Origin of the sequence: Rahnella contaminans, assembly GCF_011065485.1 — a bacterium.
GTDB classification, from domain to species: Bacteria; Pseudomonadota; Gammaproteobacteria; order Enterobacterales; family Enterobacteriaceae; genus Rahnella; species Rahnella contaminans.
The window spans coordinates 274,074-286,457 of record NZ_JAADJS010000002.1; the positions used below are offsets into that span (position 1 = coordinate 274,074).

10 protein-coding genes are annotated in these 12,384 nt (G+C 53.2%); 6 read left to right on the forward strand and 4 right to left on the reverse strand.

All coding sequences use genetic code 11. The features are described 5' to 3' along the window. Positions 1-424 precede the first annotated feature (424 nt). From dapB to kefC, 5 genes are all read left to right on the forward strand, one after another. Positions 425-1,246 carry a 4-hydroxy-tetrahydrodipicolinate reductase gene (gene dapB / locus GW579_RS10445; RefSeq protein ID WP_152325171.1) on the forward strand — a complete coding sequence of 274 codons (822 nt, stop codon included), beginning with the start codon at positions 425-427 and terminating at the stop codon, positions 1,244-1,246. Positions 1,247-1,724: 478 nt separating this feature from the next. Beyond that, the gene (gene carA / locus GW579_RS10450; protein WP_165058968.1) at positions 1,725-2,897 is read left to right on the forward strand and encodes a glutamine-hydrolyzing carbamoyl-phosphate synthase small subunit; all 1,173 of its coding nucleotides are present in this window, start codon (positions 1,725-1,727) and stop codon (positions 2,895-2,897) included. An 18-nt stretch (positions 2,898-2,915) separates the two neighbouring features. Next, entirely contained in the window at positions 2,916-6,140 is a 3,225-nt protein-coding gene (gene carB / locus GW579_RS10455) for a carbamoyl-phosphate synthase large subunit (protein WP_152325169.1), read from the forward strand. A 124-nt stretch (positions 6,141-6,264) separates the two neighbouring features. Then, the gene (kefF, locus tag GW579_RS10460; protein WP_152325168.1) at positions 6,265-6,819 is read left to right on the forward strand and encodes a glutathione-regulated potassium-efflux system oxidoreductase KefF; all 555 of its coding nucleotides are present in this window, start codon (positions 6,265-6,267) and stop codon (positions 6,817-6,819) included. Further along, the gene (kefC, locus tag GW579_RS10465; RefSeq protein WP_165058970.1) at positions 6,812-8,662 is read left to right on the forward strand and encodes a glutathione-regulated potassium-efflux system protein KefC; all 1,851 of its coding nucleotides are present in this window, start codon (positions 6,812-6,814) and stop codon (positions 8,660-8,662) included. Before kefF ends, kefC begins: the two co-directional genes overlap by 8 nt. Positions 8,663-8,724: 62 nt before the next feature. On the opposite strand, the gene GW579_RS10470 is transcribed toward kefC, so the two are convergent. Next, positions 8,725-9,339: a LysE family translocator gene (locus tag GW579_RS10470; RefSeq protein WP_165058972.1), complete on the reverse strand. Its 615-nt coding sequence runs from the start codon at positions 9,337-9,339 to the stop codon at positions 8,725-8,727. A gap of 416 nt (positions 9,340-9,755) precedes the next feature. Here GW579_RS10470 and folA point away from each other — a divergent pair, with 416 nt between their 5' ends. Beyond that, positions 9,756-10,241 carry a type 3 dihydrofolate reductase gene (folA, locus tag GW579_RS10475; protein ID WP_152325165.1) on the forward strand — a complete coding sequence of 162 codons (486 nt, stop codon included), beginning with the start codon at positions 9,756-9,758 and terminating at the stop codon, positions 10,239-10,241. A 72-nt stretch (positions 10,242-10,313) separates the two neighbouring features. Here the strand turns inward: folA and apaH are convergent, their stop codons facing one another. The 3 genes from apaH to rsmA are packed head-to-tail and all read right to left on the reverse strand — an operon-like array spanning position 10,314 to position 12,383. Further along, positions 10,314-11,168, reverse strand: a complete 855-nt coding sequence (gene apaH / locus GW579_RS10480) for a bis(5'-nucleosyl)-tetraphosphatase (symmetrical) ApaH (RefSeq protein ID WP_152325164.1) — start codon at positions 11,166-11,168, stop codon at positions 10,314-10,316. 5 nt (positions 11,169-11,173) lie between these two features. Continuing rightward, on the reverse strand, positions 11,174-11,551 hold the full coding sequence (apaG, locus tag GW579_RS10485) for a Co2+/Mg2+ efflux protein ApaG (protein WP_152325163.1): 378 nt from the start codon (positions 11,549-11,551) through the stop codon (positions 11,174-11,176). A gap of 4 nt (positions 11,552-11,555) precedes the next feature. Continuing rightward, complete coding sequence (rsmA, locus tag GW579_RS10490; protein ID WP_152325162.1) at positions 11,556-12,383, reverse strand: 16S rRNA (adenine(1518)-N(6)/adenine(1519)-N(6))-dimethyltransferase RsmA; 828 nt, start codon at positions 12,381-12,383, stop codon at positions 11,556-11,558. Position 12,384 lies beyond the last annotated feature (1 nt).

Sequence of the window (12,384 nt, forward strand, 5' to 3'; positions counted from 1 at the left end):
TTGTTCTTTTATTTGTCTTACGTGGCGGGGAGATACAGTGGTGATTATTGCTAACGTGGACTATTCCCGCGGCGCAGGAATGCGGTAATAAAGAAGGGAGTTCATTGAGTTCTCATGAACGCCGGATAGGGTGCGGCATTAGATGCAGAACTGATGTCAGACGTTTATGCACTAAAGTGAATGATTATGCGAAGTGCCCGGATGAAAAATTTTAAGGCGCATTTCTCAATCAGTTCCGCTTTTACGAACCGTTTAACACAAAATCTTAGATTGCGTAACCTGAAAACAGATGGCTTTTACTGATGTTAACGGACCTATATCATAATTTTCTAATTATGAGGCAATTTCTCTGGCTCCTGGATCGCAGGGTCGATAACCTGATTCTGTTTCACGGCAGAACGACTATAAGAAGAGAGTAGTAATTATGAGTAACGCTGATATTCGCATGGCTATCGTTGGCGCAGGCGGTCGTATGGGCCGGCAACTGATTCAGGCCGTCACTGATACTGACGGCGTGGTATTGGGCGCGGCGCTGGAACGTCCGGGTTCTTCCCTGGTCGGAGCCGATGCGGGCGAACTGGCGGGAACCGGTACATCCGGTATCCGGGTGAATGATGACCTCGATGCGGTGGCGAATGACTTCGATATTCTGATCGACTTCACCCGCCCGGAAGGCACGCTGGCGCACCTGGCTTTTTGCCAGAAACACCATAAAGGTATGATTATTGGCACTACGGGCTTCGATGACGCCGGTAAGGCCGCAATTAAACAGGCTTCAGAGAGCATTCCTGTGGTTTTTGCCGCTAACTTTAGCGTGGGCGTCAACGTCGTGCTCAAGTTACTGGAAAAAGCCGCAAAGGTAATGGGCGATTATACGGATATCGAAATTGTGGAAGCGCATCACCGCCACAAAGTGGATGCGCCTTCCGGCACCGCGCTGGCGATGGGCGAGGCGATTGCTGATGCGCTGGGCCGTGATCTGAAAGACTGCGCAGTGTATGCCCGCGAAGGACATACCGGCGAACGTGATCCGAAAAGCATTGGTTTTGCGACCATCCGCGCCGGGGATATTGTCGGTGAACACACCGCGATGTTTGCAGATATCGGTGAGCGCGTAGAGATTACGCACAAGGCTTCCAGCCGCATGACATTCGCAAATGGCGCAGTTCGTGCAGGAAAGTGGCTTTCCTCGCATAAAAATGGCCTTTATGACATGCGGGATGTGCTTGGGTTAGATGATTTATAGAATTTGATTTAGATGTGATGTGGTTGTTTTGGTCATAATGTTTTGATAAAAGGGCAGTTCCTTGATTGCCCTTCTCTTTTTTATTCTAAAATATCGATTCTGACTGTAATTTTCTTCGTGATTGCCATTTCTATAAATATTCATGCTTAATACCCCATCCTGATGTATGCTTTTTAAACAATGCAACTCCTCCGGTTTGTAATAATCTCGTTTACATCACCCTTTTCCAGACATCCCCTTCCGCAAACGGTTACTATACTGACTTGAGCTATGTTTTTATGGCAGTGACAGAGGCTTTTCGCTGAGTTGTGCAAAAAACAAAGAAATATTGGTGCTTTTAGTAGACAAACCCCATCGCCCTCTCTAAAATGCCGCCGTTTGCCAAAAATTGGCTTTGGGAGCGATTTTTGCATTGATTTAGATCTCGTTATCTGAATTAATATGCAGATATTGTGATTTATTATTCTTGGAGGATGCTTTGATAAAGTCAGCGCTATTGGTTCTGGAAGACGGAACCCAATTCCACGGTCGGGCCATCGGGGCAGAAGGGTCGGCAGTGGGGGAAGTGGTCTTCAATACGTCGATGACCGGTTATCAAGAAATCCTCACTGATCCTTCCTATTCCCGCCAAATTGTCACTCTCACTTATCCCCATATCGGTAATGTCGGCACCAATGCCGCTGATGAAGAATCCTCCGCAGTACACGCTCAAGGTCTGGTCATTCGCGATTTACCTCTGATTGCCAGCAACTACCGCAGTGAAGAAAACCTCTCTGATTACCTTAAGCGCCATAACATCGTGGCCATCGCCGATATTGATACCCGTAAACTGACCCGCCTTCTTCGTGAAAAAGGTGCGCAAAATGGCTGCATCATCGCGGGCGATTCACCGGATGCTCAACTGGCGCTGCAAAAAGCCAAAGCATTCCCTGGGCTGAAAGGCATGGATCTGGCAAAAGAAGTCACCACCGCGGAATCCTACAGCTGGCAGCAAGGCAGCTGGACGCTCGAAGGTGAGTTGCCTGAAGCCAGGAAAAATGAAGAATTACCGTTCCACGTTGTGGCCTATGACTACGGCGCGAAACGCAATATCCTGCGTATGCTGGTAGATCGCGGTTGCCGCCTGACGGTGGTTCCGGCGCAAACTCCGGCGGCCGACGTGCTGAAACTCAATCCGGACGGCATCTTCCTGTCCAACGGCCCGGGTGACCCGGAGCCTTGCGATTACGCCATCGCCGCGATTAAAGCTTTCCTCGAAACCGACATTCCGGTGTTCGGCATCTGCCTCGGTCATCAGTTACTGGCGCTGGCCAGCGGCGCGAAAACGCTGAAGATGAAACTCGGCCACCACGGCGGTAACCACCCGGTTAAAGATATCGATAACAACGTAGTGATGATTACGGCGCAGAACCACGGCTTTGCGGTAGATGAAAATAATCTGCCTGCGAACCTGCGCGTGACGCACAAATCGCTGTTTGACCACACCGTTCAGGGCATTCACCGCACCGATAAAGCGGCGTTCAGTTTCCAGGGACACCCGGAAGCCAGCCCGGGCCCGCACGATGCAGCGCCATTGTTCGATCATTTCATCGAACTGATTAACGCTTACCGTGCTTCTCATAACAACAACGCCACTCTTATAAGCAAATAAATCAGGAGCGAATAAAAAATGCCAAAACGTACAGACATAAAAAGCATCCTGATTCTGGGCGCAGGCCCGATTGTTATCGGCCAGGCGTGTGAGTTTGACTATTCCGGCGCACAGGCGTGTAAAGCGCTGCGTGAAGAGGGTTACCGCGTCATTCTGGTGAACTCCAACCCGGCAACGATTATGACTGACCCGGAAATGGCTGATGCGACGTACATCGAGCCGATTCACTGGGAAGTTGTGCGCAAGATTATTGAGAAAGAACGTCCGGACGCCGTGCTGCCAACCATGGGCGGCCAGACTGCACTGAACTGTGCACTGGAACTGGAACGTCAGGGCGTGCTGGCAGAATTCGGCGTGACCATGATTGGCGCGACCGCAGACGCCATTGATAAAGCCGAAGACCGTCGCCGTTTCGATATTGCGATGAAGAAAATCGGCCTTGATACCGCTCGTTCAGGCATTGCGCATACCATGGAAGAAGCGCTGGTGATCGCGGCTGACGTCGGTTTCCCGTGCATCATTCGTCCTTCATTCACCATGGGCGGCACCGGTGGCGGTATCGCTTACAACCGTGAAGAATTTGAAGAGATTTGCGAACGCGGTCTGGATCTTTCCCCAACCAAAGAGCTGCTGATTGATGAGTCGCTGATTGGCTGGAAAGAGTACGAGATGGAAGTGGTGCGTGATAAAAACGACAACTGCATCATCGTTTGCTCAATCGAAAACTTCGATGCGATGGGCATCCACACCGGTGACTCCATCACCGTGGCACCCGCGCAGACCCTGACCGACAAAGAATACCAAATCATGCGTAACGCCTCGATGGCGGTACTGCGTGAAATCGGCGTAGAAACCGGCGGTTCCAACGTCCAGTTCTCGGTGAACCCGAAAAATGGCCGTCTGATTGTTATCGAGATGAACCCGCGCGTATCCCGTTCTTCCGCGCTGGCCTCTAAAGCGACCGGTTTCCCGATCGCCAAAGTGGCGGCGAAACTGGCGGTGGGTTACACCCTCGATGAACTGATGAACGACATCACCGGCGGCAAAACGCCTGCGTCGTTCGAACCGTCCATTGACTACGTTGTGACGAAAATCCCACGCTTCAACTTTGAGAAATTTGCCGGTGCAAACGACCGTCTGACCACGCAGATGAAATCCGTTGGCGAAGTGATGGCGATTGGCCGCACCCAGCAGGAATCGCTGCAAAAAGCCCTTCGCGGTCTGGAAGTGGGCGCAAGCGGCTTCGACCCGAAAGTGAGCCTGGACGACCCGGAAGCGCTGACGAAAATCCGTCGCGAGCTGAAAGAAGCGGGCGCGGAGCGTATCTGGTACATCGCTGACGCCTTCCGCGCCGGGATGTCCGTTGATGGTATCTTCAACCTGACCAACGTCGACCGCTGGTTCCTGGTGCAAATTGAAGAGCTGGTGAAACTGGAAAATGAAGTCGCCGAAGGCGGTTTTAACATACTGACGCCGGAATACCTGCGCATGCTTAAACGCAAAGGCTTTGCTGACCTGCGCCTGGCTAAACTGGTGGGTGTATCCGAAAGCGAAGTGCGCAAACTGCGCCACAAATACAATCTGCACCCCGTTTACAAACGTGTGGATACCTGTGCGGCTGAATTCTCAACTGACACGGCGTACATGTACTCCACGTACGAAGAAGAGTGCGAATCCAACCCGACTAACGACAAACCAAAAATCATGGTGCTGGGCGGCGGTCCGAACCGTATCGGTCAGGGCATTGAGTTCGACTACTGCTGCGTACACGCCTCACTGGCGCTGCGTGAAGACGGTTACGAAACCATCATGGTCAACTGTAACCCTGAAACAGTTTCTACCGACTACGACACTTCTGACCGTCTGTACTTCGAATCTGTCACGCTGGAAGACGTGCTGGAAATCGTGCGCATCGAGCAGCCGAAAGGTGTCATCGTGCAGTACGGTGGCCAGACTCCGCTGAAACTGGCGCGGGAACTTGAAGCCGCTGGCGTACCGATTATCGGCACCAGCCCGGACGCCATTGACCGCGCCGAAGACCGCGAACGTTTCCAGCAGGCGGTTAACCGTCTGGGCCTGAAACAACCGGCTAACGCCACGGTAGCGACCATCGAACAGGCTGTCGAAAAAGCAGCAGGCATCGGTTATCCGCTGGTGGTTCGTCCGTCGTATGTTCTGGGCGGCCGCGCAATGGAAATCGTGTACGACGAAATCGACCTGCGCCGTTACTTCCAGAATGCGGTCAGCGTGTCCAACGATGCGCCGGTATTGCTCGACCGCTTCCTGGATGATGCTGTTGAAGTGGACGTCGATGCAATCTGCGACGGCGAGCGCGTGCTGATTGGCGGCATCATGGAGCACATTGAGCAGGCTGGCGTTCACTCCGGTGACTCCGCATGTTCTCTGCCTTGTTACACGCTGAGCCAGGAAATTCAGGACGTGATGCGTCAGCAGGTTGAGAAACTGGCCTTCGAGCTGAGCGTTCGCGGCCTGATGAACGTCCAGTTCGCGGTGAAAAACAACGAAGTCTACCTGATTGAAGTTAACCCGCGCGCCGCACGTACCGTCCCGTTCGTGTCTAAAGCGACCGGTGTGGCGCTGGCGAAAGTGGCCGCCCGCGTCATGGCAGGCCAGACGCTGGCGCAGCAAGGCGTGACCGAAGAAGTCATCCCGCCATACTACTCCGTCAAGGAAGTGGTGTTGCCGTTCAACAAATTCCCTGGCGTTGACCCGATTCTCGGGCCGGAAATGCGTTCTACCGGTGAAGTCATGGGCGTTGGCCGCACCTTCGCAGAAGCGTTCGCGAAAGCGCAGCTGGGCAGCAACTCCGGCATGAAGAAAGCCGGTCGCGCATTGTTGTCTGTGCGTGAAGGCGACAAAGGCCGCGTGGTGGATTTGGCCGCGAAACTGCTTAAACGCGGTTTCGAGCTGGATGCGACACACGGTACGGCGGTGGTGTTGGGTGAAGCCGGGATTAACCCGCGCCTGGTCAACAAGGTGCATGAAGGCCGTCCGCATATTCAGGACCGTATCAAGAACGGTGAATATGTGTACATCGTCAACACCACGGCGGGCCGTCAGGCGATTGAAGACTCCAAGCTTATCCGCCGCAGTGCACTGCAATACAAAGTGCATTACGACACCACGCTTAACGGCGGTTTCGCCACGGCGATGGCGCTGTCTTCTGACCCGACTGAGCAGGTGATTTCAGTGCAGGAAATGCACGCGAAAATCAAAGGCTGATGGCATAATTGCCAGATGAAAGGCGCGGCGAAAGCTGCGCCTTTTTCATTTTATGCATCCGGTTTTCCCCCGAATGCCGAAAGTTGCGTATGCTGAAGTAAATAAAATAAGACAAGAGACCTGCATGATTCTAATAATTTACGCCCACCCTTATCCGCGCCATTCGCGGGCCAACCAGGGACTGCTCTCGGCGGTCAGTGATTTACCCAACGTTGAAGTGCGTTCGCTGTATGATCTATACCCCGATTTTAATATCGATATCGCCGCAGAACAGCAAGCCGTTGAACGCGCTGATCTGGTGGTATTCCAGCATCCGATCCAGTGGTACAGCCTGCCGCCGCTGATGAAATTGTGGATCGACAAAGTGCTTGAGCACGGCTGGGCATACGGTCACGAAGGCAATGCGCTGAACGGCAAACATTGTCTGTGGGCAGTGACGACCGGCGGTAACGAACATCATTTTGAACTGGGTGATCATCCTGATTTCGATGTGCTGGCCCAGCCTTTACAGGCGACGGCCATTTATTGCGGTATGCACTGGCTGCCGTATTTTGCGGTCCATAACACCTTCATTTGCGACGAAGTGGCGCTGAAAGCGGCGGGCGAAGAATATCGTCGTCGCCTGACGGCCTGCCTGAGCCTGAAAGAAGGCTGCCCGCCGGAGGTGAATCATGGATAATCATAACCTGATGATTGAGGGGCTGATTTATCTTGGCTCCGCGGCACTGTTTGTACCTATTGCTGTCCGCCTCGGGCTCGGCTCTGTGCTCGGCTATCTGATCGCAGGCTGTATTATCGGGCCGTGGGGATTGAAACTGGTTTCTGATGCCGAGTCGATTCTGACCTTTGCGGAAATCGGCGTGGTGCTGATGCTGTTTGTCATCGGGCTGGAACTGGATCCTAAACGGTTGTGGACCATGCGCGCCTCAGTTTTTGGCGGCGGCAGTATTCAGATGGTCGGCTGTGGCGTGGTACTCAGCGCGTTCTGTTATTTCCTCGGCCTTGACTGGAAAATTGCCTTGTTAATTGGCATGACGCTGGCGCTGTCTTCCACCGCGATTGCCATGCAGGCGATGAGCGAACGCAGTCTGACGCCGTCACCGCTAGGCCGCAGTGCGTTTGCTGTGCTGTTATTCCAGGATATTGCGGCAATCCCGCTGGTGGCGATGATCCCGCTTCTTGCCAGCACCGGCGAAGCCACAACGCTTCTGAGCTTTGGTCTGTCGGCGGCAAAAGTGGCCGGTGCGCTGGTGTTGGTGGTGCTGCTTGGGCGTTACGTTACGCGGCCTTTGCTGCATTTTGTTGCCCGTTCCGGCATGCGCGAAGTGTTCAGCGCCGTGGCACTTTTCCTGGTGTTCGGTTTCGGCATTCTGCTGGAGATGGCTGGCATGTCGATGGCGATGGGCGCGTTTCTGGCGGGCGTTTTGCTGGCGAGTTCGGAATACCGTCATGCGCTGGAAAGCGATATCCAGCCGTTCAAAGGTTTGCTCCTCGGCCTGTTCTTTATCGGCGTCGGAATGTCTATCGACTTCGGCACGCTGGTGCATCAGCCATTGCTGATCGCCACCTTGCTGGTAGGCTTTATGGCGCTCAAGGCGGCGCTGTTGTGGCTGATTGCGCCGTGGCTGAGTGTACCGAAAAAACAACGTGGCCTTTTTGCGATCTTAATCGGGCAGGGTAGTGAATTCGCTTTCGTGATTTTCAGTGCTGCAAAAATGGCCGGCGTGATGCCTGACGAATGGTCGAAAGCGCTGACGCTCGCCGTTGCGCTTTCAATGGCCGTAACGCCGCTGCTGCTGGTAATTGCGAACCGCATGGAGCGCAATGCGCCGAAAGATGACCGTCCGCAGGACACCATTGATGACGAAAATGCGCAGGTCATTATTGCCGGATTCGGTCGTTTTGGTCAGATTGCCGGTCGTTTGCTGCTGGCCAACAATGTTCATACAGTCGTTCTGGACCACGATCCGGATCATATCGAAACGCTGCGGAAATTCGGCACCAAAGTGTTTTACGGTGATGCGACCCGCGTGGATCTACTCGAATCCGCAGGCGCGGCGCAGGCTAAGGTGCTGATTAATGCCATCGATGACGTTGAAGCCAACCTGCAACTGACGGCGCTGGCGAAAGAGCATTTCCCGAACCTGAAGGTGATTGCGCGTGCCCGCGATGTTGACCATTGGTATCAGCTGCGTCAGTTGGGCGTGGAAGCACCGGAGCGTGAATTGTTCGAAGGCTCACTGCGCGTAGGGCGTGATGTGCTGGAAGAACTCGGTCTGGATGCGTATGAAGCGCGGGAAAAGGCTGATTTGTTCCGTCGCTATAACCTGAAAATGCTCGAAGCCACTATCGAGAATTACGAAGATACTGAATTCCGTATCGCCAGTATGCAACGTGCAAAGGACATGCTGACCGCGGCTATCGAGCAGGATCAGGAGCGTTTGTCATCGGTTCAGTCTGGCTGGCGCGGGAGTATTGATGGAAAAGCGCCGGAAAAGGATGTGATTGAAGCGAAAGGATAAACTCTGAGGATTCAGAGGGAGAACAGAAAGCCGGCACAGAATTGAAATGCCGGCTTTTTTGATCAGCTCAACGCCACTTTAATGCCTAAACCAATCAGCACGCCACCCAGCAGCTTATCGATAATTTTCTGCGCTTTTGCCAGACCGCGGCGAACCGGTGCGCTCTGGATTAACAGTGCCAGCGAAGGCCACCAGACCACAGATAAGCTGACAATAATCGACGCGTACCACAACTTTTCGCCCAGGGTGGAGTTGATCTGCAAGACCTGCGTAAACATCGCCAGGAAGAACAGCGTGGCTTTCGGGTTCAGCAGATTACACAAGTAACCCTGCACAAACGCGGTACGCAATTTGACCTGCTGCGGTTCCAGCCCGTCGAGATTCATCTTACTGTTGCTGCGCGAGAACAGCGCCTGAATACCCACCCAGATCAGATAAGCAGCACCGACGTATTTTAATAAATCAAACAGCCACGGCGTGGTGGTAATAACGACAGCCAGACCCGCGACGCAGTAAGACATATGCGTGATCACGCCACAAATCACCCCAAACGATGTCATCAGTGCCGCAACGCGAGGATAACGGGCCGCATTTTTGATGACCAGAAAGAAATCAGGGCCGGGAGAAAGCATGCCGAGGAACGCAATACTGGCAACAAAAAGGGTGGTTTCAAGCATGGAAATAACCGTCGTTAATGTTCAGAACAAAATGAAGGCCGCATGATACGCCAATCCTTAGCAAGATAAATCACTCTTATGGCTTTTTTTGCCCGACTGACATTTCGGTTAAGGGTGGAAAGGACGATGACTGTACCGTAATCGCCCCGGTGTGTAAGCTCAGTTGTACAAGCGTGATCGGAGGGGCAAACTACAGATCGTGTTTCCAGCATTTTCGGCTGGGTAAATGAAAATTCTTCCGGTTTTTAACCCCCTTTCAGACCCGAAACTGGCACATCAGGCGGGTAAAATCCCGTCAGGGTAAGAGCGCTCTTATATCTTTGTAAAGCGTGAGTCTCCCTATCGACGGTTGATTGGGCTTTCCGTATAGTGTGGGCTCTTTTTTTGAGTCTCTTTAATCAACACAGGGCTTCTTAATGATTATCAGCCTGATCGCCGCACTGGCGACCGATCGCGTTATTGGCATGGAAAACGCAATGCCTTGGCATTTACCCGGTGATCTGGCCTGGTTTAAGCGTAATACGCTCAACAAACCTGTCATCATGGGGCGCAAGACGTTCGAGTCGATTGGGCGACCGTTACCTGGCCGGCTGAATATCGTCATCAGCTCAAAGCCAGGTGCGCACGATGGCGTAACCTGGGTGACGTCTGTGGAGGCCGCACTGACTGCTGCCGGTGATGTGGAAGAAGTGATGGTGATGGGCGGTGGCCGCGTATACGAGCAATTATTGCCGAAGGCGAACCGTTTATACCTGACCCACATTGATGCGGAAGTGGAAGGGGATACGCATTTCCCTGACTACGAGCCGGATGACTGGGAAAGCACTTTCAGCGAATTCCATGACGCTGATGAGCAAAACTCTCATGGCTACTGCTTCGAAATCCTTGACCGTCGCGCCTGATTTTTCAGGCTGACGCGCAAAGCAAAAAGGCACCTTTCAGGGGTGCCTTTTGACTTTTATCCCGCCCAAAAACTACAGTGCTTTCGGGAGTTCTGATTGCTCTTTTTCTTTATGACGGTTCGACGGCTGGGTGAAATAGGTTTTATCTTCCCAGCGCAGCATCGTTAAATCCCCGCCCCAGCAACAACCGGTGTCCAGCGCGTAAATGCCTTCCGGTGCGCCTTTTCCTTCCAGCGATGCCCAGTGACCAAACGCAATGCTGTAACCCGCTTCCTGCACCGGACCCGGAATATCAAACCAGGGTTTGAGGGGTTTTGGCGCGTTCTCGGGTACATCTTTGCAAATCATATCCAGCTGCCCGTTCGGGAAACAGTAGCGCATGCGGGTGAACGCATTGGTACTGAAACGTAAACGAGCCAGACCGCTCAGCTCCGGATGCCAGTTGTTCGGCATATCGCCATACATGGCATCGAGAAACAGCGGGTAAGTGTCGCTGCTCAGCACGGCTTCAACTTCGCGGGCGCACATTTTTGCGGTGTCGAGATCCCACTGCGGCGTGATCCCGGCGTGAGCCATCACCAGTTTCAGATCTTCATCTACCTGCAACACCGGCTGACGGCGCAGCCAGTTGATCAGCTCATCGGCATCTTCTGCTTCGAGTAACGGCGTAATACGATCTTTCGGCTTGTTAAAGCTGATGCCTGCGTAAACCGCCAGCAGATGTAAATCGTGATTACCGAGCACCATCCGTACGCAGTCGCCCAAACCACTGACAAAACGCAGGACTTCAACAGAAGACGGCCCGCGCGCGACGAGATCGCCCGTCAGCCAGAGAGCATCATTTTGCGGATCAAAATCCACCTGCGCCAATAGCGCCTTGAGTTCATCGATGCAGCCGTGAACATCACCAATAAGATATGTCGACATGTGGATTAATTTATCAGCGTAGGGATGGCGAGGCGGAAGACCGGGATCGGCACGCGGAAGCTTTCACCGTCGTGCGCGACCATTTCGTAATGGCCTTCCATCGTGCCCAGTGGCGTTTCTAAAACAGCGCCGCTGGTGTAGTGGAATTCGTTGCCAGGCAGGATCAGCGGTTGTTCACCGATAACCCCTTCGCCCTGAACTTCGGTCTGGCGGCCGTTACTGTTGGTGATCAGCCAGTAACGGCGAAGCAGTTGCACATTAAAACGCCCCAGATTGCGGATCGTGATGGTGTAGGCGAAAACAAAACGTTCTTCTTCCGGTATCGACTGTGACTCTACGTAGATACTTTGCACCTGAACACAAACACGGGGCGAATTAAGCATAACGCTACTCCTGAGGTTCCGGGGTTTTAGGCCGCGTGGACAACCAGTTAGCCAGTTTACAGTATTGCTCAACCGAAATATTTTCAGCACGCATGCTGAGATCTAAGCCCAGCTCCGTCATTTGCTCAGGAGTGAACAGATGGCCGAGGCTGTTACGCACAGTCTTACGACGCTGATTAAACGCGTCGGTGGTCAGGCGGCTCAGAATGCGGATATCAGATACCGGATAAGGGATCACGTCATGCGGTACTAAACGCACCACGGCGGATTCCACTTTTGGCGCCGGTGTAAAGGATTCCGGCGGTACTTCCAGCACCGGGATAACGTTGCAGTAATACTGCGCCATCACCGTTAAACGACCATACGCTTTGCTGTTCGGGCCTGCAACCAGGCGGTTTACCACTTCCTTCTGCAACATGAAATGCATGTCTTTGATGGCGTTGGTGTAGGTGAACAGGTGGAACATCAGCGGCGTGGAAATGTTATACGGCAGGTTGCCGAATACGCGCAGCGGCTGACCAAGCTCTTCGGAGAGCTCGCCAAAATTGATTTTCATTGCATCAGACTGAATGACGCGCAGCTTGCCCTGAAACTTAGGATTGTTTTCCAGACGCGTAGCCAGATCGCGGTCGAGTTCGATGACCGTCATGCTATCCAGACGTGAAGCGACGGGCTCAGTTAATGCAGCCAGGCCAGGACCGATTTCGACGACAGATTCGCCCGGCATAGGATGAATGGCCGACACGATGCTATCGATAACAAACTGATCGGTTAAGAAGTTTTGCCCAAAACGTTTACGGGCAAAGTGACCTTGGTGGACTCTACTATTCATT